This is a genomic window from Paenibacillus sp. FSL K6-2441, assembly GCF_037964765.1.
Lineage (GTDB): Bacteria > Bacillota > Bacilli > Paenibacillales > Paenibacillaceae > Fontibacillus > Fontibacillus phoenicis.
Genome location: NZ_CP150174.1, coordinates 110,001 through 132,202 on the forward strand (window position 1 = coordinate 110,001; position 22,202 = coordinate 132,202).

The following is a 22,202-nucleotide window of genomic DNA, read 5'->3' on the forward strand; positions in this document are numbered from 1 at the left end:
GTCCCAAGGGTTGGGCTGTTCGCCCATTAAAGCGGTACGCGAGCTGGGTTCAGAACGTCGTGAGACAGTTCGGTCCCTATCTGTCGTGGGCGTAGGAAATTTGAGAGGAGCTGTCCTTAGTACGAGAGGACCGGGATGGACGCACCGCTGGTGCACCAGTTGTTCCGCCAGGAGCACAGCTGGGTAGCTAAGTGCGGACGGGATAAGCGCTGAAAGCATCTAAGCGTGAAGCCCCCCTCAAGATGAGATTTCCCCGTATGTAAGACCCCTTGAAGACGACAAGGTTGATAGGCCTGAGGTGGAAGTGCCGTAAGGCATGGAGCTGACAGGTACTAATCGGTCGAGGGCTTATCCAAAAAATAAAATGCAAATCTAGTTTCGTATCCAGTTTTCAAGGATTCAACCTTGAACCGATTTTTAGCTGCAAGCCTTTTATAAGGTTTGATCTTTTGCTGAAGCGGAAAGTGCGGAAGTAAAAGCAGCGCAAAAATCATGTTTGGTGGCAATGGCGGAGGGGTTCCACTCGTTCCCATCCCGAACACGACCGTTAAGCCCTCCAGCGCCGATGGTACTTGGACCGAAGGGTCCTGGGAGAGTAGGACGCTGCCAAGCAAAGAAGAAAGAGCACTACCGGTGATCGGTGGTGCTCTTTTTGTGTTTGACTTGTGCTTACCCCGAGCTGGAAACCTGCAAAAGTACAGTTTTTTTCGGGGAAATCCCGATTTTTGAGCCGAAGCCTGCAAAAGTGCAGTTATTTTTTCGTGATTTGGGGCAATGGAGCAAATCGGCCCCAAAAGCCTGCACTTTTGCAGGGATTTTGGGCAAAATGGCAATTTCTCCTCACAAAAACTGTATTTTTGCAGGAATCGCGTGGAGGGGCAGACGGTACAATACTGCAGCTGAGATACCGCTCTTGAGATACCGCTCTTGAGATACCGCTCTTGAGATACTGCTCATGAGTTATACTATGCCATACTTAAACTTTACCCCAATCGAGCCAATCCAGGATCCACTGTGGGGAGCTGCAAATGCGGCTAAAGCTGCTAGTGTGTAGTGTGAACGAAAGGTGTTATGATATAAAAAATTTATAAAAAATTTGATGATCCCGCGTATCGTTCCTTCCGAAAAATACGTTTATACCGGTGAGTAAGTCTTCAGCTTACTCCTGGTTGGTCGAAGACTGGTGTGAGGGCATGACACAAGATGGATCATTGGAGATCGCGAGATCTTACACTACAGATGGAGGTGTGTTCCGGTGCCTATAGCAGCTAAGGAGCGTGATCTGCAGAGATCCGTGTCTGCACGGTCCCGTTCAGAAAGGGGCAACTTTCAAACATGGGTCCAATTGTACGGTACCGCACTGCGCAATTACTGCCGATCTATCACCGGATCCGTTTGGGAAGGCGACGATTTGGCGCAGGATACATGGCTTAAGATATGGTCGGCGACGCAAGGGAAAGGTGATGACGTTCAACTCACACGAGCCTATCTTTACAGTGCCGCCCAGCATGCTTGGATCGACCGTAATCGCAAACGGAAGCTTCCGGTTGAATCGCTCCCCCTGGACGAACATCTGCAAGCGCCGGAACCGACCGATCCTGCTGCAGTGTGGGCCGCAATGGAGACGCTGGTTGACGAGCTTTCGCCTCTACAACGCACCGCGCTGCTGCTGATTGATACTTTAAAATATACAGCTGGCGAAGCAGCGCAGTTGATTGGGTCGACGGAAGGGGCGGTGAAAGCCGCCTTGCACAGAGCTCGGGTCAGACTGCGGAATACAGTGAAGGGTTCCAGACGAGGAGTTGCAGCGCCACCGGAGGGTGAGGTTCAATCCATGAAGGAGGACACCTTACCCGAGGCTTTCACCGACGATGTACTCGTTCTTGCCTACATGGATGCGATTCGCCGAGAAGACGCGGCTGCGCTGGCGATGCTGTATAACGACGCCCGGCCTCAGGATGTGGTTCCGGTGGTAACTCTCCAGTCGTACCGTCGCAGCTCTTTACGAAGCAAGGTAGACACTCTTGTTGCCGATCCGGTGCAGAACCATCTGATGTTGATGTCCTACGGTCTTGCCGCCTGATTTGAAGGAGGGTAAGCCATGAGTTCAGTCATTCCTTACGTCATTGAGCAAACCGGCCGGGGAGAGCGGTCGTATGACATTTATTCACGTTTGCTGAAGGATCGGATCGTGTTTCTCGGTTCCGCGATTGATGATCAGGTTGCGAATAGCATTATGGCGCAAATGCTATTTTTGGCGGCGGAGGATCCGGAGAAGGATATTTACTTTTATATCAACAGTCCGGGCGGCTCGACGTCAGCTGGCTTTGCGATCTACGATACGATGCAGTATGTGAAACCCGACGTGCAGACGATCTGCTCTGGAATGGCGGCGTCTTTTGCCGCGATCCTGTTAATGGCCGGGGCAAAGGGCAAACGATTTGCTCTTCCCAACAGCGAGATCATGATTCACCAACCGCATGGAGGTGCCCAAGGGCAGGCCAGCGACATTGCGATCAGTGCTAACCGGATATTGCGAACCCGAGCCGTGTTGAACACCATTGCCGCGGAATGCACCGGTCAACCCCTAGAGCGGATTGAAAAAGACATGGACCGAGATTATTTCATGAGCGCAGACGAAGCGCGCGAGTATGGGATCATCGACCAGGTGATTACGCCCAATAAGCGTTAGCTGAGCGAAGTGTATACAAGGAAAATACAAGGACGGAAGAAGGCGCCCAAGGCTTCTCCGTCCTATTTCTTTTTGCAGAATCAAACGAAGGGGAATGGGGCAGGATTAGCATCAGAATACCTGCAAATTTTAGGTCAATGTACGCGACAAATAGACACTCGTATTCGCTGGGAGGCCGCCTGTTACTTTGCTTGCGCTTGTCCTTGACAGCCCAGAGGGGCTTTGCTAAGATGGGAACAATATATTTTCGTAAGCGGCTATACGGTCTTGATATATAAGGGTTGTGTCTTCATAGGGATTACACGGTAGTCGTTTTTTTTATACCCGAATTTCAGGAATAAAGCCCAGCAAATCATCAAAATTCGAAGGAGGATTCATCACGGTGTGGGAAAGTAAATTTGACAAGGAAGGCTTAACGTTTGACGATGTGCTTCTGATTCCCCGTAAATCGGAGGTATTGCCTAAAGAGGTGGACGTGTCCACTCGGCTTAGCGACAAGGTGAAGCTGAATATTCCGTTGATCAGTGCAGGCATGGACACGGTCACCGAAGCGGCGCTGGCAATCGCCATCGCACGGGAAGGCGGCATTGGGATCATCCATAAAAATATGCCGGTCGAACAACAAGCTGAAGAGGTCGATCGGGTGAAGCGCTCCGAGAGCGGCGTTATCACCAATCCTTTCTCGCTGACTCCAGATCATCTCGTATCCGATGCAGAGCAGGTTATGGCCAAGTTCCGCATTTCCGGCGTGCCGATTGTGAATGAAGAGCAGAAACTGGTGGGGATTTTGACCAACCGTGACCTGCGCTTTGTTCATGATTATAATATCAAAATCAGCGACGTCATGACGAGAGACAACCTGATTACCGCTCCGGTGGGAACATCGTTGCACGAAGCAGAAATTATTTTGCAAAAGCATAAAATCGAGAAGCTTCCGCTCGTTGACGAGCAGAATATTCTGAAAGGCCTTATCACAATCAAAGATATTGAAAAAGCGATCCAATTCCCGAATGCGGCTAAGGATGCCCAAGGGCGCTTGCTTGTTGGCGCAGCGGTTGGCATCTCCAAGGATACCTTTGAACGGACTGAGGCGTTGGTAAAAGCCGGCGTTGACGTCATTACAGTCGATTCGGCGCATGGCCATCACATTAACATTATTGATGCTGTGGCCGAGCTTCGCAGACGGTATCCGGACTTGACGATCATCGCAGGGAACGTAGCGACAGGCGAGGGAACGAGAGCTTTGATCGAAGCCGGAGCTTCCGTTGTGAAGGTGGGGATCGGACCGGGTTCGATCTGTACCACCCGCGTCGTCGCTGGGATCGGCGTGCCGCAAATCACGGCAGTATACGATTGCGCGACAGTTGCCCGTGAATACGGAATTCCGATTATCGCGGACGGCGGCATCAAATACTCCGGCGAAATTACCAAAGCGATCGCGGCCGGTGCGCATGCGGTCATGCTGGGCAGCTTGTTTGCCGGGACCGAGGAAAGCCCTGGCGACTCGGAAATCTATCAAGGGCGTCGGTATAAGGTATACAGAGGCATGGGCTCGCTGGGTGCCATGAAGCAAGGCAGTAAGGACCGCTACTTCCAGGACGATGACAAGAAGCTCGTTCCGGAAGGGATTGAAGGACGCGTAGCGTATAAGGGACCGCTCTCGGATACGATCCACCAACTCATTGGCGGTCTGCGTTCCGGGATGGGGTATTGCGGCACGAAGACGCTCGAAGAGCTGCGGAACGATACGCAGTTTGTGCGCATCACGGGTGCCGGCCTGCGCGAAAGCCATCCGCATGACGTACAAATCACCAAAGAAGCGCCTAACTACTCGATTCAATAAACTCGTAAATTTTGATAGAAATGAGCTGACCATAATATTCCAACACTGGCAGGGCGTTTTCCGCCCTGCTTGTCTTTTTTTACAGGTACCCCTGTGATAGAATAGATAAAGCAAAATGAAAGAATATGAGGGGAGCTTTAAGGGCATTGAAACTCAAACAACCACAACGCAAATCGACAACTAAACGGCGTTTCCTGCGCAAAGGCGTTGCTTCTGTGCTGCTGCTGAATGCGCTAGTATTCTCTCTCGCGCCGGCGATGGCGCTGGCCGAAGGGGAACAGACAGAATCTACTACTGCCGAAACAACGACAACCGAAACGACGACAGTGCAAACGGCTACCTCAATTCCTTCCGTGGAGTCTTTAGGTTTGGAAGTCAGCGCTGCGATCTTGCTCGAGCCTGTCTCTGGACAAATCTTATTGAATGTTAATGGGGAACAACCGCTGCCTCCGGCCAGCATGACCAAGATGATGACCGAATATATCGTGGCGGAACTTGTGAAACAAGGAAAGTTCAGCTGGGATGACGTAGTGACCGTAGGGAGAAATGCTGCCCAAACGATCGGTTCACGGATTTTTCTGGCCGAAGGGGATCAACATACTGTAGAAGAACTATATACGGCGATGGCGATTGCCTCCGCCAATGATGCGACGGTTGCTCTGGCAGAATATGTGGCCGGTTCCGAGCAGGCTTTTGTGAAAATGATGAACGATGAAGCCAAGCGGATGGGAATGAAGACCGCCCACTTTGCGAACTCGACCGGTTTGGATATCGCAGATATGCCGGCGGAATTCCGTCCGACCGATGGGAAAGAAACCGTAATGTCCGCGCTGGATGCTGCTATTTTGGCCAAATATATCGTAACGGACCATCCGGACTTTACCCGCTTTACAACGATTCAAAGCAAGAAGTTCCGCGACCGCGATACCGCGCCGATGGTGAACTTGAACTGGATGCTGGAAGCCAATAAGAACGTCACGAACTTTAAACAATTTGCTTACGAGGGTTTGGACGGTCTGAAGACGGGACACACCTCCAATGCCGGTAACTGCTTTACAGGTACAGCAGTGCGTAACGGAATGCGGCTAATTAGCGTGGTCATGGGTACCGCTTCGGACAAAGCCCGCTTTGTGGAAACGCGGAAAGTCCTGGACTACGGGTTCAATAACTTTGAAACGAAACAAATCGTGCCGCCGAAGACGACGGTGGCTGGAATTGAAACCGTTACGGTGAAGAAAGCCAAAAATACGGAAGTTCCGGTGGTAACCGATCAAGCGGTTAGCTTCGTTGTGCCGAAAGGCGCAGACACGAGTGCGGTTGAAGCCAAAGTAACGCTGGCCGACGAAAGCAACCTGACAGCTCCTTTGAAGCAAGGAACCAAGGTTGGGACGGTGACTTACACGTTTAAAGCGCCGGGCATGGACCAAACGCTTGAGAAGACGGTTGATCTGATCACGGCCGAGGATGCGGAGAAAGCCGGCTGGTTCACCCTGGTGATGCGGGCGATTGGTGATTTCTTCAGCGATCTGTTTAACGGGATCAAAAATCTTTTCTAACGGTCCATTCAAATCCGAGTAAACGGGTTGTGTATTTAAGGCGTATCTTGTAAAATATTTAGTTAGATTATTATCGGGAGGATTGGACATGGAAACAGGAACATCGCGTGTTAAAAGAGGTATGGCTGAGATGCAAAAAGGTGGCGTCATTATGGACGTCATGAATGCGGAACAAGCCAAAATTGCCGAAGCGGCCGGGGCTACCGCCGTTATGGCGCTGGAGCGTGTGCCTTCCGATATCCGGGCGGCTGGCGGCGTTGCCCGCATGGCGGATCCAACGATTATTGAGGAAGTCATGAAGGTTGTCTCCATCCCGGTTATGGCCAAAGCACGTATTGGTCATTACGTGGAAGCGAAAGTTCTGGAATCGCTTGGGGTAGACTATTTGGACGAGAGTGAAGTACTGACCCCGGCGGATGAAGTGTTCCATATCGATAAACGGGATTTCACGGTGCCGTTCGTGTGCGGCGCTAAGGACTTGGGTGAAGCGCTGCGCCGGATCAGCGAAGGCGCATCGATGATCCGGACGAAAGGCGAACCAGGAACGGGCAACATCGTTGAAGCGGTACGCCATATGCGTCTGATCAACAGCCAAATTCGCAAAGTACAAAACATGTCGAAGGACGAACTGTATGCGGAAGCGAAAAACCTCGGCGTTTCTTACGATCTGCTGCTCGAAGTTCACGAGAAAGGCAAGCTGCCAGTCGTTAACTTCGCTGCAGGCGGGGTAGCTACTCCGGCGGATGCGGCCTTGATGATGCACTTGGGTGCAGACGGGGTGTTCGTGGGATCCGGTATTTTCAAATCGGATAATCCAGAGAAATTTGCCCGGGCGATCGTTGAAGCGACGACGCATTACACGGATTACAAACTGATCGCTGAAGTATCCAAGAACTTGGGTACGCCGATGAAAGGCATTGAAATTTCCAAATTGGCCGCAGCAGAGCGGATGTCGGATCGCGGCTGGTAATCCTGAGAGCGGAAGTAACCGCTGGAATCAAAGGCAAGTCTTTCACCCCGGCTGTCCCTAGGGATGGTCGGGGTACATCTTAGTAAACTGCCGTTTTAATGAATGTTCAAAGAGGAATGGTAACGACGATTTGAACTACCTCTAGAGAAAGAAGGTTTATCATGAGAGTAGGGGTGTTGGCGCTGCAAGGCGCAGTTGCGGAGCATATCCGCAGCTTGGAGAAGACCGGAGTTGAAGGCGTAACCGTGAAGCAAGTCGAGCAGCTTGCTGACTTGGATGGATTGATTATTCCTGGCGGCGAAAGCACGACGATCGGCAAGCTGATGCGGAAATACGGCTTTATTGAAGCCATTCGGGATTTTTCTGGACAAGGGAAACCGATCTTTGGGACTTGTGCAGGATTGATCGTCATGGCGAAGGAGATCGAGGGCGGCGAGGAACCTCATCTCGGTCTGATGGATATTAAAGTATCGCGCAATGCGTTTGGACGTCAGCGTGAAAGCTTCGAGACCGACCTTGACGTGAAGGGACTTGAGGCGCCGCTGCGGGCCGTATTTATTCGTGCTCCGCTGATCACGGCGGTTGGAGACGGAGTCGAGGTGTTGTCGACCTATAAGGACGAGATCGTGACCGCACGACAAGGGCATTTGCTCGTATCGTCGTTTCACCCGGAACTGACCGACGACTTCTCGCTACATACGTATTTTGTGGAGATGATCAAGCAAGCCAAGCAGCCGTAAGCAGGCCTTGACTCCTTTGCGGGTTGAGGTTTTGTCTGTTTTACCGGCGTTTTGAACTTCCGTTAAGCAGCCTTTCCGTCCGCGGGTCTCCCCAGATGAAGGTCGGCAGGTCTGTGCGGGATCATTCTAGGAGGGACTACTCATGTTAGATGTGAAAATCTTACGAAATGAATATGCGCGCGTTGAGGAAGCGCTGAAAAATCGGGGGAAATCGTTGGAGCTGATCTCCGGTTTTGCCCCGCTGGATGAGAAACGCCGGGAGCTGCTTCAAGAGAGCGAAGCGCTCAAAAACCGTCGCAACACGGTATCTGCAGAAGTGGCCAAGCGTAAGAAAAACAAAGAGGACGCCGACGAGCTGATCGTGGAGATGCGCGAAGTCGGGGATCGCATCAAGGAGCTGGACGAAGAGGTACGAACGCTGGAGGCCCAAATTGATCAGCTGATGCTCTCGATTCCGAACATTCCTCATGAGAGTGTACCGGTGGGGGCTTCTGAAGAAGATAACGTTGAGGTGCGCCGTTGGAGCGAACCGCGGAAATTCGATTTTACTCCGAAGGCGCATTGGGATATTGCCGCTGACCTCGGCATCCTTGACTTTGAGGCTGCAGCTAAGGTAACCGGCTCGCGGTTTACGTTCTACAAAGGGCTGGGGGCCCGTCTTGAGCGTGCACTCATCAACTTTATGATGGATCTGCACAGCAACGAGCACGGGTATGAGGAAATGCTTCCGCCGTACATCGTGAATCAAGACAGCTTGTACGGGACAGGCCAGCTTCCGAAGTTCGAAGAGGACTTGTTCAAGCTCACCGGCAGCAACGACTACTATCTGATCCCAACGGCTGAGGTGCCGGTAACCAACTATCATCGTGACGAAATCTTGAATGCGGAAGACTTGCCGCGTTATTATGTGGCTTACAGCTCCTGTTTCCGTTCCGAGGCTGGCGCGGCGGGCCGCGATACGCGGGGTTTGATTCGTCAGCACCAGTTCAATAAGGTGGAAATGATCAAGATTGTCCATCCAGACACCTCCTATGACGAACTGGAGAAAATGACGGAGAACGCGGAACGCGTGCTGCAGCTATTGGGCCTGCCTTACCGTGTGCTTGCCTTGTGTACGGGCGATATGGGCTTTACGGCAGCTAAAACGTATGACCTAGAGGTATGGCTCCCGGAAAGCGGCGTCTACCGCGAAATCTCCTCTTGCTCTAACGTGGAGGACTTCCAAGCTCGCCGGGCGAACATCCGGTTCCGTCCGGAGCCGAAAGCGAAGCCGGAGTTTGTGCATACGCTGAATGGTTCAGGGCTGGCTGTCGGTCGTACCGTAGCGGCCATTCTTGAGAATTACCAACAAGAGGACGGCAGTGTTGTTATTCCTGAAGTTCTGCGTCCTTATATGGGGAATTTGCAGAAGATTACCAAGCGTAATTAACTTGCGCGCTTGCGGACGATATGGTAGAATCTGATTTGTTACGCGAATCGGATTTTTCCTTGGAGAGGTACCGAAGCGGTCATAACGGGGCGGTCTTGAAAACCGTTAGGGTGCAAGCCCACGTGGGTTCGAATCCCACCCTCTCCGCCATACATATCGTATACTCAGAGAGCAGAGATGCTCTTTTTTTCGTGTATAAGGGCTGCCGTTTCTTCGCAAATTAACCTTGTGGATTAAACCAAGGGAGGCTTTATTTGTTATGACGAAACCGCAGACCTATCAAACCTCAGGCTCCGACAACGTGCAAGACCAGGATCATCGGCGAGACAAGGGGAAAAGAGGCCCAGAACCGTTATCCGGGTCCAAAAAGGTAAAAATGCGTAAACAAGATGGCCATTACAATCCGGAAGGGTAAGCCTTCTTCATTGGAAACGATTCGCTGTCCCTCGGCCCCAGCTCTGCTGGGGCTTTTGTATTGAAACTGCCAGGGGACTTATGAATTAGAACAAGACAACAAGCCAAGAAAATGTCATAATAAAGATAGGGTGTGTCTTTACACGGGAGCATGAATACTTCAGAAAGAATGGTGAGAGGAAGAATTATGCAAATCAACTTGAAAGGATCGTGATGCCATTTGAACGCAGTTAATCCAACCCATCTGATTCCACCTAATGCAACCCAAGTACGCCAACATAAACAGCGGACGCTGAAAAGCACCTTGTTCAGATCGATGTTTATTGTCATTGGAGCGGTGATCGTCTCCGTTGCACTGGAACTGTTTTTGGTGCCTAACAAAATTACGGACGGCGGTATAACCGGTATTTCCGTAATGTCCTCTTATTTGTCGGGTCTCCCGCTTGGGGTATTCCTCTTCCTTTTCAACCTCCCTTTTCTTATTGTCGGTTATAAGCAAATTGGCAAAACTTTTGCGATATCCACCCTGTTGGGTATTTCCGTCATGTCGGCCGGCACAACACTGTTGCACCATGTTGAACCGTTTGTGACGGATACTTTGCTGGCCTTTGTGTTTGGCGGGATATTGCTGGGTATAGGTACCGGTTTAGTCATCCGCTTTGGTGGCTCCTTAGACGGTACCGAAATCGTTGCTATTCTGATTTCGCGCAGAACCCCATTTTCGGTTGGCGAAGTCATTATGTTTTTTAACTTTTTTATTTTGCTTAGCGCAGGCTTCGTGTTTGGCTGGGAGCGCGCATTATTTTCGCTGTTAGCTTATTATATTGCCTACAAATCGATTGATATCGTGGTAGATGGCTTAAACGAGTCGAAATCGGTATGGATCATCAGCGATCAAATCGATGAGATCGGAGATGCTATTCTAAGCCGTTTGGGCCGCGGCGTTACGTACTTAACTGGAGAAGGCGGTTTTTCCGGGGATCCGAAGAAAGTCATCTTCTGTGTAATTACCCGCTTGGAAGAAGCTAAGCTGAAGGAAATCGTTAATCATTACGATGAAAATGCATTTTTGGCAGTCGGAAACATTCATGACGTCAAAGGCGGACGTTTCAAGAAAAAGGCGATCCATTAATTTGGAGAAATGAATTCCGTCCTATTGGCGTATGGTTTATGATATGTGAGAAGTGTTCAGAAAAAGGAATGCTTTAGAATGAGGTTAGGGCAGGAGAGAGGAGACTGTAATGTCTAGGAAATGGTTCACGTCGATGATGCTGGTGATGCTGTCTGTCGTGCTGGTATTGTCCGGCTGCAGCAGTAAGAAAGAACCGAAGGAAGCTTTGAGCAGCGCAGCGGTGAAGGCGCTGGAGATGGATTCCTACGTGGTGGAGAATCAAATTAAGATCTTGGATTTCTCCGTAGAAGGGACAGAGGACACCGAGTCGGCGCAAGTGGGCGCGGTGTTATCCATGCTCAAGAACGCTGAGATCAACATCAAGCAAATATATCAGAAGGAACCGATGCAAACCGAAGCAACGCTGGAAGTCAAACTGACAGGGGATATGACGACGACAATTACAATCCCGTTGGTGATGACGTCCGAGAAGCTGTACGTCAAAATCCCAAGCATCCCATTCTTGCCAATGCCGGAGTCGGTGACTGGGAAATTCCTGGTACTGGACTTGAAAGAGTTGGCAGAGCAAGCTGGCGAGGAGTTCAATCCGGATCTATTCAACCCGGAGAAAACTCAGAAGCTGAGTACGGAATTGATGGGGGCTTTATTCGCCGAATATGAGTCGGGGGCTTACTTCAGCAACATCGATCCTAAGGAGGCTTCGCTGCCGGAAGGCTTCAAGGCCAAGCAAGTCGTGCAGTTTGCCATTACGAATGACAATGTAAAAGAAGCGGTGACCATTCTGGTAAACCAGGCATTGCCGAAGATGCTGGATATCCTGGCGAAAGAAGAATACCGTTCGATGCTGCAGCTGACGCCGGAGGAAATCGAGCAGGCGAAGCAGGAGCTGCAGGAAGGCAACCAGGATGAATTGGGCGAGGCGCTGGATGAGATGAAGAATCATCTGCAAATCAACAAGTTCACTGTGGATACCGCAATCGACGAGAACAATTACCCAGCGTACTACAATGTTCAGGTGGACGTCGCCGTGAACGATCCGGATACGCAGACGAACGTTAAGGCAGCGGTGCAAATGACCAGCCACTTTACCCAAATCAACGAGAAGCCAGCCTTTGAAATTGGCATCCCGACAGACACGTTGACTTTGGAACAGCTGCAAGAGGAAATGAGCCAGTTTGGCTATTAGGCGTTAGGACTTATCCAACAGTTTATACTTACACTCGAAAAAAACCTCCAGTCCCATGTTTCTTAAGGGGCTGGAGGTTTTAATGTTTTATGAGAAGTTATTTCTTGCGAAGCCGGCGGAAGAACTCGGTTAACAGCGAGGCGCATTCCTCTTGAAGTATGCCAGAGGTAATATCGGTGCGGTGGTTAAACCGCGGTTCCTGCAGCAGGTTCATCAGGGTGCCGGCACACCCCGCCTTTGGATCCGGCGCCCCGTAGATCACATGGGGGACACGGCACTGCACGATCGCCCCGGCGCACATTGGGCAAGGCTCCAGAGTGACATAGAGACGACAGTGAAGGAGCCGCCAGGCGCCAAGCCGCTCGCTGGCTTCGCGGATGGCAATCATCTCGGCATGGGCGGTTCCATCGAGCGAGCTTTCCCGCAGGTTGTGGCCGCGTCCAACGATTTCGTCGCCTCGGACGATCACCGCACCGATGGGGACTTCGCCGATGGCTTCTGCTTTTCGAGCTTCCCGAATTGCCTCGGCCATCCAATATTCATGGGGATAAGTTGAGGCAGGAGGTTCGGGGATCAAAGGGGATGAAGAAGGCATAGATCAAATCAACTCCTTAATGAACGTAACCATTCGTTTTGTCCAACGAACAGGCATTCGTTGTTAACATGTTGTGAATAACATTGTGTATAACTGCAAGAATATCCCCATTTTTATACACATATTATCCAGAATATTGTGAGTATGTTGATAATTTGTGGATAACTCAACAGAACATCACGTCTCATAGATAAGACTCAAGAACTGGCTTTGTAGGCATTTCTACATATTGTAAGGATACGATCTGGGAAATTCAACGTCTTTGCAAAACATGTCGTAAAAGGTATGATGTATGTAGAAATTGTGAATCCCATAAATATCCATAAATTAGTTCCAGAGGTGGGATAAACACTTGACTATAAAAACCAAGCTCGCTTTGATTATATCTTGTTTTGCGCTGATTATCCTCTCTCTGAATATCGTTTTAAGTTATTTTACGGTACGGGACAATCTGCGCAGGGACAGCGAAGCGAACATGATGCTGACTGCGAATCAAATTGCTATTGCTGTCGAACAAAGTCGTTCGTTGTACACTTATGTCAAGCTTACGTTGGGCGGAAGAATGAGCAGCGACATGACCGATGCGATCCTGATCATGACCAGCCCGGATCGTATTTCGCAAAAATCGATGAGTACGAATCGCAGCTTGCTGGAGATTACAGGGATTGACCCGAATCATTTTGATGCCAACCATCGGCTGTTCGGGACCTATAACTATAAAAATGATGAAGGGCTGAGACGCTCCGTTGCGGAGGCCATTTCGCAAAATCGCAGCCTGCTGGTGGATACTCGGATTAACGGCGAACGCGTTCTGGAGTGCTATGTTCCCGTTACGAATAGCGGGGAGAAGCCTTACGTCATTCGTGTCGTGTCTAGTTATTCCCCGATTGCCGATGCGATCAACAAGCAGATGATCAGTCAGCTCATCGTTTCCCTCAGTCTGTTGGCATTGATGGTGGCGGGGAGCTATTGGATGGCTGGCGGGCTCATCCGACCAATTCGCCATATTTTAGACCAGGTGAATGTGCTGGCTTCAGGCCGGCTTGATACTCGCTTAAAAGTCAGCAGCTTTGACGAGCTTGGACTCCTCGCCCACAAAATCAACATCATGGCAGACAACTTGGGCCGTTATACGACCGAGCTGAGGCAAAAGAGCGAAGAGAACCGGTCCATGAAGGAGTATCTTGAATCGATTATAAGCCAGACGGCTGATGCGATTCATATCACGGATGTCAAAGGGCGGGTGCTGCAAGTCAATGCCGCCTTCGAAAGGCTGTACGGCTGGAGCAGCGAAGAAATTGTCGGGAAGTATCTCGATTTTCTCCCGGAGTCCGAGTTAGATGGGAGGACCATTTGGCGTCCGGAGAATGAAGTGATTGAAACCGCCGAATCGGTATTGGCGGAGACCGTCCGATTACGCAAGGACGGCAGCCAAGTCGAGGTGAGCATCAGCGTATCGCCTATCTTTGACCAAGCTGGCAAAATTACCGCATTGATCAGCATTTCCCGCGATATGACGGAGCACAATAAAATGGAAGACTTGCTGCGTCGGTCAGAGAAGCTGACCACCGTGGGTCAGCTCGCCGCCGGGGTTGCGCATGAAATTCGCAATCCGTTGACGACGCTCCGCGGGTTTCTGCAAATGCAGCAGCGCACCCGGGTGGTGAACGTGATGCATACCGATGTCATGCTGGCGGAGCTGGACCGGATTAATCTCATCGTCAGCGAATTTCTGATTTTAGCCAAGCCTCAGGCAGTGCAGTTTCAGATCAAGGACGTCCGCTTCACGATGGGGGACGTCGTCTCTTTGTTGGATAGCGAAGCCCATTTACATAATATTGAATTTGAAGTGCATTTCTCGCCGAGCCCGGTTCTGGTACACTGTGAAGAGAACCAACTGAAGCAGGTATTCATCAACTTATTGAAAAATGCAATGGAGGCCATGCCCAAAGGAGGGAAGATCCTGCTTCAAGTGGAGGAGGACGACAGTGGCTTTGCCGTGCTCCGCGTCATCGATGAAGGCGAGGGGATTTCCAAGGACCGGCTTCAGAAGCTGGGAGAGCCTTTTTACACGAACAAGGAGAAAGGGACCGGTCTCGGTCTGATGATCAGCCAGCGGATCATTGAAGGACACCGCGGGACGCTGAAGATCGAAAGCGAGCTTGGAAAAGGAACGGCTGTAACCATTACCCTCCCGCTTGTACAGGAGGAGGAAGAACATCACGAAGGGCAAGCGGATCTCGCGAATTAAAGCGAACTGCTAGGCCATGCGGAGGGACCAAAGACAGCATCATGAGGATTAATAAATTCATCAGTGAAACGGGATTCTGCTCCCGGCGGGAGGCGGACAAGCTGGTCGAGTCAGGCCAAGTGACCATTAACGGCGTCAAGGCGGTTCTAGGCAGCCAGGCGGAGCCTGGAGACGATGTCCGGGTCAATGGGAGACCGATTGCGGCGAAGCGCTCTAAGCATGTGTATATCGCTTTAAATAAGCCGGTGGGGATCACCTGTACAACGGAAACGCATGTGAAAGGCAATATTGTGGATTTCGTTGGGCATCCGGAGCGGATTTTTCCGATTGGACGACTGGATAAGGACTCGGAGGGATTAATCCTGCTCACCAGCGATGGTGATATCGTCAACAAAATTCTGCGGGCGGAAGGCAAGCATGAGAAGGAATATATCGTGACCGTGGATCGGCCGATTACACCTAGCTTTGTGAAGGCGATGAGCGAAGGCGTTAAAATTCTCGGGGAAATGACGTTGCCGTGCAAGGTGACGCGGGTTTCGGATCGGGTGTTCCGAATTATTCTGACCGAGGGGAAGAATCGGCAAATTCGCCGAATGTGCAGCGCTCTCGGGTATGAGGTGCGCAGGCTGCAGCGCATTCGGATTATGAACATCCATCTCGGCCAACAGAAAGTGGGCACCTGGCGCGACTTAACCGAACAAGAGAAGCGGGAGTTGGGCTTGGCCCTGAATTACGAGCTTTCCTAACGTGACACGGTCTACGAAAAATAAAGGACAGGCTTGCCTCGAAAGGCGCCTGTCCTTATTTCTTTATTCGTGGGCAGCCGTTACGCCAAGCTGCTCGGTGCTATCCACGTACTTGCGGATGATCGAGACTTCGACCCTGCGGTTCTGTGCGCGGCCCGCAGCCGTATCGTTGCTGGCAACAGGGTGATATTCCCCATATCCGATGGCACTAAACTTCTTCGGATCCAAGTTCGTGTTAAGCAGGAGTATCTTCATAAAATTCAACGCCCGCACCGAGCTTAAATCCCAGTTGGACGGGAATTCATAGGTTGAGATCGGTACGTTGTCGGTATGGCCGGATACGATAACCTCATAATCCGGAAATTGCTGAAGCATGTTGGAGATCGCCTTAGCTAACTGACGAGCTTCCGGTTTCACCACGGCTTCTCCTGAAGCGAAAAGCGCCTTGTCGCTAATCGTGATCATCAGCTGGGATTGATTGAGTTTCGTTTCCAGGTCATCCGTTAATCCATTTTCCTTGATATAGGTGTCTAGCTGCTTCTTCAAAGCTTCCAGGTTCTGCTGTTCTTGACGCTTCAGCTCGTTCTTCTTCGTCATTAAGCCATCCTGGGTGGATTTTGGCGTCTCGATTTCGCTGAGCGAAGTCTTGTTGTTGCTGATCATGGCGTTTTGATCGAGGACACTGGTGCCTCCGGTCAGCACGCTCTTAAATGCTTCGCTCATCTCTTGGAATTTCAGAGCATCAACCGTGCTCATCCCATAAAGGACGATAAACAACGCCAACATCAGCGTCATCAGGTCAGAATAAGGGAGCAGCCAGCTCTCGTCGGCATGTTCCTCGTGATCTTGGTGTTTTTTATTCTTTTTGCTCACCATCACCGGCCCCCTTTTCAAAGATTTCCGCACGTTCCGCAGGGGTTAAGAACACGGCAAGCTTCTGTTGAATAGCAATCGTAGACACACCCGATTGGATGGACAGCAGGCCTTCCACCATCATCAACCGGATCTCCATCTCTTTCTTCGAGAGACGCTTCAGTTTATTGGCGATTGGGTGCCAAAGAACATAACCGGTGAAAATACCGAATACCGTCGCGATAAATGCACCCGAAATCGCATGAGCCAGAATCTCCATATCGCTCATGTCGGACAATGCGGCGATCAAACCAACCACCGCACCGAGTACCCCGAGCGTTGGGGCGTACATCCCCGCCTGGGAGAACATCAAGGCGCCGGCTTTGTGCCGTTCTTCCGTAGCGGCGATATCCTCGGTCAGGACATCCTGAACGAATTCCTGATCGTTACCGTCGATGATCATCCGCATGCCGCCGCGCAGAAAATCGTCGTTGATCTCTTCGACCTTCGCTTCTAGCGCCAGCAAGCCTTCGCGGCGGGTAATGGTCGCCCATTCCGTAAACAGGGTGATCAACTCCGCTTTGCTGATCATTTTCGGTTTGACGATCGTCATTTTGATCAAGGTCGGAAACTTCTTCAACTCCGATAACGGGAAGCCCATAAACAGCGTTGCCGCCGTTCCGACAAAGATGATGACGAAGGCCGCAGGGTTCTGAACCAAGCTTTCTACGGGTGCGCCTTTCAGGAACATCCCTAAAATCAGGGCGATTAATCCGAGAATCAAACCAATAATTGTTGAAAATTCCATTGTACACCTCGTCCTTGAGAGAAATTGATACCAACTTGCCCTTCCGCGTCCTTGCGGAAGAGACTGACACACCAGTCTGAAACGATTAACTATTTTATCGACAGATTTCCCTTTTTTTTTAAGTGGTTTTTTCCGGTATAATAAGATTACGGTCAGAATGGAGAAGGCCGAAAGGGAGGATATCGCAGTGGGCGTAAAACACGGCAGGGATTATGAATTTATTTTGGCTGATTTGACGAACGCGGTTGGCCGGATTCAAGATAGCTATCTTTTCTTCGAAATGGAGCCCTCGGAATGGGAAGGGTTATCGGATACGGATCGAGGCGAGGTGCTTGAAGCTCTGGCGGAGGATTTATTCTTTGGGTTGGGCTCGGAGCCGATGATTGAGGTAGGCAGTGCGATCGTGATCTATGATCCCGAAGGACATCGCATCAATATCCTGATTGGGGATTCCGAATTGACCTCCGTATCCTTGATATGACCGGATACTGTTGCTGCCGCTGTACCGTCCAATGGCGATAAGCATGAAGGCAGGGGTTTGAGAATACAATAGTTGGAGACGAAGCTAGGACAAATCAAACTTCAGATCCTGGTGCGTGACGAGGAAACTTACATATACAGGAGTTCTTGAAGAGAACGGGAGGAAGAATAATGCCGTTTACACCGCAAGAAGTAGAAGCGCATTTGGAAAAACTGGAAGGATGGGAACTAGAGGAAGGACGATGGATTTTTCGTAAATATACGTTTTCCAACTTTATGAAGGGAATCGCATTTGTTGATGAGGTAGCAGCGATCTCGGAAGCATTTAACCACCATCCCTTTATCACGATCGACTATAAAACGGTAACGCTCCGTTTGACCTCTTGGGAGGAAGGCGGCATTACGGCCGTCGACATCAAGGAGGCGCAGCAATATAACGAGGCCTACGAAAAGATGCGGTCAGGGGATTAACCAAATCAGAGCATGATCGAAACTATAGGGGTAACAAAACGACCGCCGGGAACGTAAATTCCCGGCGGTCGTGCTTTTTCGTGCTTTTATTTTTTCTCCGCAAGCCACATGGCGACGTTCGCAATTTCCTCTTCCTTTAAGCGATCCTTAAAAGAAGGCATCATGCCGCCCTTCCCTTTAGTGATGATGGAATACAGTTGTTCTGCCGTCAATTCCGAGCCGATCTTCTGCAGATTTGGGCCCGCTCCGCCTTGCAATGTATCACCGTGGCAGGAGATGCAATTTGCTTTGACGATGGCTTCGGCTTGTTCTGCGTTCATGGTGATTTCAGGCATTTGCGGCTTGGCTTCTTGCTCAGCCTCTTCCCGGCTTGGCAAGGTGAACATCAATACTAGGGCTAAAGCGCCTGCGATGACGAACAAACCGCTCATGATCCACTTTTGCATTTCAATCGCCCCTCCTATGTATGCTACCTATCCATTATAACGGAACACGCGGGTTGATCATAGTCTTTGTGTCCAAATTAGGAACAAAAATGATCCGTTTTCATTAAATTGTGTGCCATAAGTCATAGTCTTAATCAAAACAGGACATAAAAAGGGGCGTGCCTTTATTCAGGCAGCCCCTTATGAACCATGCAATAAAACGGTTTGGACACCCCGCCAGGCGTCATCTTCTCGTACAGATCCGTGATGACAAACCCAGCCTTCTGGTAGGCCCGGATCGCCCGGGTGTTCCAGGTCAGCACTTCAAGGTCAATCTGGTTTTCCGGCTTACGGCGCCGGGCTTCCTCCACGATGGTCCTCACAAACTGCTTGCCCAGCCCATGGCCGCATAGCTCGGGCTTCATGCCGATGCCAAGCCGGGTGACTCCTTCCATCGGGAAGTACTGTGCGAAGCCGGCAAGCTCGCCCTTTGCATTCAACACGGAGACATACTGTTCGGCGCGGATCGCCGGGTTCCCAAACTCCACGTCGAGCGCTTTCATTTGCTCCCAAGGCAGCCAGCTGTAGATGTCGTAAGGAGAATCGTAACGCCAGGTGCAAATTTCCGCGCCATGGGCTTCTTCCATCGGCACGATACGAAACGGAGACATCGATTGGTCCATATTGCCCCTCCTTTGTTAAAGGAAAGTCCGTCGTAATTGTTCCATTATCCTCACAATAGCCGGAATTACGCAGCTTGTAAAGGTTTTTGCCCCCCCTTCGGGAAATTGTGAGATTTGCGCGGGATTTTTAGCTTTGTGGCAACCTTTTTCCGGGCTGTTTCGTTATATAGATAAGGGTGCAGATAAAAAAAGACCGCAAGGCGGTTCTAACAGGAACCCGGCCTGCGGCGAGTAAGTGATGATGAACAGGATGAAACCGATAGATCAATGGATTACGATTCCGCAGCGTAGACGGAATAACCGTATTTACTGAGAACTCGCTTCGCGCCAACGTAGCGGTTCTGGTAATAACTATTGCTTAACTTGTCGATCCGGATGCCCTTGGATGAGGACGCGTGAGCGAATTCACCGTTGCCGATGTAAACACCGACATGGGATACTTTGCCCGTCCCCGTCGTCTTGAAGAAGACGAGATCCCCAGCTTGAAGCTCGCTCTTGGGTACCGGTGTGCCTTGCTTATACTGGGCGGCGGACACACGCGCCAGCTTGATGCCCATCTTGCTGAAGACGTACCGGGTAAATCCGGAGCAATCAAATCCCGCTGTCGTGGTGCCTCCGAATTTATAAGGCGTCCCGTACACGGAATCGACGATACTGGATAGCGTCGTTGTCTCGGCTTTTGCGGAGTCGGCAAAGGCGCTACCTGCCCCCAAGGTAAATAGGAGGGCTAAACTCGTTACCGCTGCTGTCAAAGTCTTTCTCAAGATGTCTTACTCCTTCCAAGGCCTACGAGGTTAGCTTATGGATTCGGTTGAAGGTTCCCTATGATTTGCTATAGAGGTAAGTAACCTTGATTGAAATGGTAGTTATTAGTTTGGGAGCTGTTACCTTTATAGCGAAAATCAATTCACCCTATGGTGGGTCCCCCGCTTCCCGGGTGCGTGGGAATTCGGCAGTTTCATTGTAGATTGCACCCAAGATCTTGCACAGAAACAGTTACAACAATAATTACAAAGTTGTTACCATTTACGTTGTTCATTTTACCAAAGGCGTCCAGAGTTGACAAGTTTGTCGAAAAAAAACGCTTCTATTGGCCTGTTTTCGCGAGGCGATTCGTGGGTAATGGTTCCTAAGGGACTGGGGCTAGGGAGAAGGGAAGACAAGGAAAAAACCCGCAGAGACGTTGTTATCAACATCCCCACGGGCTTCGTAGCGAGTTCTTATTGAACATCATCGTGTTCAGCAATTTCACCGGTCACATCTTCATACTTGTCGTTGCTCATGATCCGTTTCGCTCCAACGTAACGCTCGACGTAATACTTCTCGCTTAATTTGCTGATGACTACACCTTTGGAGGAGGAGGCATGAGCAAATTTGCCGTCGCCGACGTAGATGCCGACATGAGAAACGCCTTTACCGGAAGTATTAAAGAAGACCAAATCGCCCTCGATCAATTCGCTCTTGTCAACCGCAGTTCCCATTTTGTATTGGGATGCGGATTGGTGAGGCAGCTTGATGCCGATCTTCGAGAAGACGTACATCGTAAATCCAGAACAGTCGAACCCGTCGGTTGTGGTTCCGCCCGCAACATAGCTGCTTCCGAGCGCGCCGCCGATGACGCTGTCCAGTTTGGAATCGGCGAAAACGCTGCCAGTTCCAATGGTGAAAAGCATGGCAAAACTTACTGCTGCTACCGTCAAACGCTTCTTCAAGAAGTTATGCTCCTTCCAATGCCTACGAGGTTAGCTTAAGGATTCGGTTGAAGGTTCCCTATGATCCCTCTAAAGCGAGATCAATTCACCCAAAGTGGTTCCCCCGTTTCCCTGGTGAAGGGAATTCGGCTTTGTTTTTCACACCTGACATTTCTTATTTGACATCCGGCACCAATCTCCTGCCAAAGATGACAAAAATAATTACAAAACTGTTACTGAAATTGCGTTGCTGTTATTGTAACAAAGTCAGGTATCTTTTGGCAATGCCTAATTCACAAGATTAAGAGGGGAAATAGGACTGAAGGCCTTCGCCAAACGGCGAAGGCCTTGTTGTTACGGGGTTTTTGAGGAGTTAAAAAATTTTAACTTTTTTGTGCCTTTGACTGCCAAAGATGAAATTGAGAGGCGATCTTCCAGACCTTAAACGTGCAGCGGAAGAGGGGATAAGCCTGCTGCAGGATCAGGGCCAGCATCCCCGTCCAAACCCAAGATGCGGTTCCGAACAGAAGGAAGAGGATCAGGCCAAAAGCCCCGAGAATCAACGAGATGGAGATGCCCTGCAAGAGGGTTCGGAAGCAAACCAGCAGGGAATTCCAAACCCCGGCCTTAAACAGGTAGCCGAACTGGACAAATAACAGGCACTGCCGGATGAACCAGCCGTAGATGAACCAGCCAAGAATCAGACCAAGCCCGGTGAGCCAGGTTGCCATCGGGATTTCCATCCCGGTGAGTCCCGGCCAGAGCGACAGCAGCCTCGGTACAATCCAGAAGGCGGGCAGCAAGGTAAGCACGAGCTCCATCGCGTAAAACAGAATCACCGGTTTGCCAAATTCCTTCATCCCTCGGAACAGGGGGAACCCCGGGCTGCGGTGATCGGCCGGTGTGAAGCCGTAGAAGATTCCGGCTTGGATCAACGGAGTCAAGATCATGCGCAGGACGACCATCCCTGCCAGCAGCCAGCAATACAGCCGAACCTCGGGATTGCTCCATAAATTCATTTGTCCCTCAAGCAAGAACAGTAGTTTCGACAGCGCAGTGGGCGGCGGGTCAGGATATCGTTGCAGCAGCGCCATTACCGCGGTATCGACCAACCGGTACAAGAACAATCCCCACAGCAGCTGGTACAGAAACAAGATGATGACCGAGGGAAATTGGCTTTTCAGGGCAGTCCACCCCAAACGAACGAAACTCATTTCTTTCCCTCCTTATAGAAGTAT

Annotated in this window: 22 protein-coding genes, 1 tRNA gene, 2 rRNA genes and 2 riboswitches (1 of these 27 only partly in view); of the genes, 17 read left to right on the top strand and 8 right to left on the bottom strand. The window is 50.6% G+C overall.

What is annotated here, in order from left to right:
- The 13 genes from NSQ80_RS00465 to NSQ80_RS00525 form a co-directional block, all read left to right on the top strand.
- Positions 1 to 356: ribosomal RNA gene (locus NSQ80_RS00465) — 23S ribosomal RNA — on the top strand (it extends 2,703 nt beyond the left edge of the window).
- A gap of 139 nt (positions 357 to 495) precedes the next feature.
- Positions 496 to 612: ribosomal RNA gene (gene rrf, locus NSQ80_RS00470) — 5S ribosomal RNA — on the top strand.
- Between the two features lie 682 nt (positions 613 to 1,294).
- A complete protein-coding gene (locus NSQ80_RS00475; protein WP_339302144.1) occupies positions 1,295 to 2,083 on the top strand; it encodes an RNA polymerase sigma factor in 789 nt (262 codons plus the stop codon).
- A gap of 18 nt (positions 2,084 to 2,101) precedes the next feature.
- Complete coding sequence (clpP, locus tag NSQ80_RS00480; protein WP_009227142.1) at positions 2,102 to 2,692, top strand: ATP-dependent Clp endopeptidase proteolytic subunit ClpP; 591 nt, start codon at positions 2,102 to 2,104, stop codon at positions 2,690 to 2,692.
- Positions 2,693 to 3,074: 382 nt separating this feature from the next.
- Positions 3,075 to 4,535, top strand: a complete 1,461-nt coding sequence (gene guaB / locus NSQ80_RS00485) for an IMP dehydrogenase (RefSeq protein ID WP_260071162.1) — start codon at positions 3,075 to 3,077, stop codon at positions 4,533 to 4,535.
- 125 nt (positions 4,536 to 4,660) lie between these two features.
- Positions 4,661 to 6,091 (top strand): D-alanyl-D-alanine carboxypeptidase family protein, encoded by a 1,431-nt coding sequence (locus tag NSQ80_RS00490; protein WP_339300892.1) that lies wholly within the window; start codon positions 4,661 to 4,663, stop codon positions 6,089 to 6,091.
- An 88-nt stretch (positions 6,092 to 6,179) separates the two neighbouring features.
- Positions 6,180 to 7,061 (top strand): pyridoxal 5'-phosphate synthase lyase subunit PdxS, encoded by an 882-nt coding sequence (pdxS, locus tag NSQ80_RS00495; RefSeq protein ID WP_009226788.1) that lies wholly within the window; start codon positions 6,180 to 6,182, stop codon positions 7,059 to 7,061.
- Positions 7,062 to 7,222: 161 nt separating this feature from the next.
- Positions 7,223 to 7,801, top strand: a complete 579-nt coding sequence (gene pdxT, locus NSQ80_RS00500) for a pyridoxal 5'-phosphate synthase glutaminase subunit PdxT (protein ID WP_323078454.1) — start codon at positions 7,223 to 7,225, stop codon at positions 7,799 to 7,801.
- Positions 7,802 to 7,943: 142 nt separating this feature from the next.
- Positions 7,944 to 9,230, top strand: coding sequence for a serine--tRNA ligase (serS, locus tag NSQ80_RS00505; RefSeq protein ID WP_009226790.1), 1,287 nt, complete (start codon positions 7,944 to 7,946; stop codon positions 9,228 to 9,230).
- A gap of 61 nt (positions 9,231 to 9,291) precedes the next feature.
- A tRNA-Ser gene (locus NSQ80_RS00510) sits at positions 9,292 to 9,380 on the top strand.
- A gap of 109 nt (positions 9,381 to 9,489) precedes the next feature.
- Positions 9,490 to 9,645 (top strand): hypothetical protein, encoded by a 156-nt coding sequence (locus NSQ80_RS00515; protein ID WP_009226791.1) that lies wholly within the window; start codon positions 9,490 to 9,492, stop codon positions 9,643 to 9,645.
- A 315-nt stretch (positions 9,646 to 9,960) separates the two neighbouring features.
- Entirely contained in the window at positions 9,961 to 10,776 is an 816-nt protein-coding gene (locus NSQ80_RS00520) for a YitT family protein (RefSeq protein ID WP_339302145.1), read from the top strand.
- A 109-nt stretch (positions 10,777 to 10,885) separates the two neighbouring features.
- Complete coding sequence (locus NSQ80_RS00525; RefSeq protein WP_339300896.1) at positions 10,886 to 11,962, top strand: hypothetical protein; 1,077 nt, start codon at positions 10,886 to 10,888, stop codon at positions 11,960 to 11,962.
- Between the two features lie 97 nt (positions 11,963 to 12,059).
- Here the strand turns inward: NSQ80_RS00525 and tadA are convergent, their stop codons facing one another.
- Positions 12,060 to 12,557 (bottom strand): tRNA adenosine(34) deaminase TadA, encoded by a 498-nt coding sequence (gene tadA / locus NSQ80_RS00530; protein ID WP_009226794.1) that lies wholly within the window; start codon positions 12,555 to 12,557, stop codon positions 12,060 to 12,062.
- 352 nt (positions 12,558 to 12,909) lie between these two features.
- Here tadA and NSQ80_RS00535 point away from each other — a divergent pair, with 352 nt between their 5' ends.
- Both NSQ80_RS00535 and rluF read left to right on the top strand, forming a co-directional pair.
- Entirely contained in the window at positions 12,910 to 14,808 is a 1,899-nt protein-coding gene (locus NSQ80_RS00535; RefSeq protein WP_009226795.1) for an ATP-binding protein, read from the top strand.
- 41 nt (positions 14,809 to 14,849) lie between these two features.
- A complete protein-coding gene (gene rluF / locus NSQ80_RS00540) occupies positions 14,850 to 15,554 on the top strand; it encodes a 23S rRNA pseudouridine(2604) synthase RluF (protein WP_009226796.1) in 705 nt (234 codons plus the stop codon).
- Positions 15,555 to 15,617: 63 nt separating this feature from the next.
- Here the strand turns inward: rluF and motB are convergent, their stop codons facing one another.
- Entirely contained in the window at positions 15,618 to 16,427 is an 810-nt protein-coding gene (gene motB, locus NSQ80_RS00545) for a flagellar motor protein MotB (protein WP_260071160.1), read from the bottom strand.
- Positions 16,411 to 17,214, bottom strand: coding sequence for a flagellar motor stator protein MotA (motA, locus tag NSQ80_RS00550; protein WP_016314637.1), 804 nt, complete (start codon positions 17,212 to 17,214; stop codon positions 16,411 to 16,413). The genes motB and motA overlap by 17 nt, the downstream gene beginning before the upstream one ends.
- Before the next feature lie 187 nt (positions 17,215 to 17,401).
- On the opposite strand from motA, the gene NSQ80_RS00555 reads away from it, so the two are divergent.
- Positions 17,402 to 17,695: a hypothetical protein gene (locus tag NSQ80_RS00555; protein WP_028539084.1), complete on the top strand. Its 294-nt coding sequence runs from the start codon at positions 17,402 to 17,404 to the stop codon at positions 17,693 to 17,695.
- Between the two features lie 170 nt (positions 17,696 to 17,865).
- The gene (locus NSQ80_RS00560) at positions 17,866 to 18,165 is read left to right on the top strand and encodes a 4a-hydroxytetrahydrobiopterin dehydratase (RefSeq protein WP_016314635.1); all 300 of its coding nucleotides are present in this window, start codon (positions 17,866 to 17,868) and stop codon (positions 18,163 to 18,165) included.
- A gap of 86 nt (positions 18,166 to 18,251) precedes the next feature.
- Here NSQ80_RS00560 and NSQ80_RS00565 read toward each other — a convergent pair whose 3' ends face one another.
- The 5 genes from NSQ80_RS00565 to NSQ80_RS00585 form a co-directional block, all read right to left on the bottom strand.
- Positions 18,252 to 18,611 carry a cytochrome c gene (locus NSQ80_RS00565; RefSeq protein ID WP_009226801.1) on the bottom strand — a complete coding sequence of 120 codons (360 nt, stop codon included), beginning with the start codon at positions 18,609 to 18,611 and terminating at the stop codon, positions 18,252 to 18,254.
- Between the two features lie 164 nt (positions 18,612 to 18,775).
- The gene (locus tag NSQ80_RS00570) at positions 18,776 to 19,273 is read right to left on the bottom strand and encodes a GNAT family N-acetyltransferase (protein ID WP_009226802.1); all 498 of its coding nucleotides are present in this window, start codon (positions 19,271 to 19,273) and stop codon (positions 18,776 to 18,778) included.
- 272 nt (positions 19,274 to 19,545) lie between these two features.
- Positions 19,546 to 20,037, bottom strand: coding sequence for a C40 family peptidase (locus tag NSQ80_RS00575; RefSeq protein ID WP_009226803.1), 492 nt, complete (start codon positions 20,035 to 20,037; stop codon positions 19,546 to 19,548).
- Positions 20,038 to 20,041: 4 nt separating this feature from the next.
- A riboswitch (cyclic di-AMP (ydaO/yuaA leader) is annotated at positions 20,042 to 20,238 on the bottom strand.
- Between the two features lie 255 nt (positions 20,239 to 20,493).
- A complete protein-coding gene (locus NSQ80_RS00580) occupies positions 20,494 to 20,985 on the bottom strand; it encodes a C40 family peptidase (RefSeq protein ID WP_009226804.1) in 492 nt (163 codons plus the stop codon).
- Between the two features lie 4 nt (positions 20,986 to 20,989).
- Positions 20,990 to 21,126: riboswitch (cyclic di-AMP (ydaO/yuaA leader) on the bottom strand.
- Positions 21,127 to 21,347: 221 nt separating this feature from the next.
- Positions 21,348 to 22,178 carry a hypothetical protein gene (locus NSQ80_RS00585; RefSeq protein WP_009226805.1) on the bottom strand — a complete coding sequence of 277 codons (831 nt, stop codon included), beginning with the start codon at positions 22,176 to 22,178 and terminating at the stop codon, positions 21,348 to 21,350.
- Between the last annotated feature and the right edge of the window lie 24 nt (positions 22,179 to 22,202).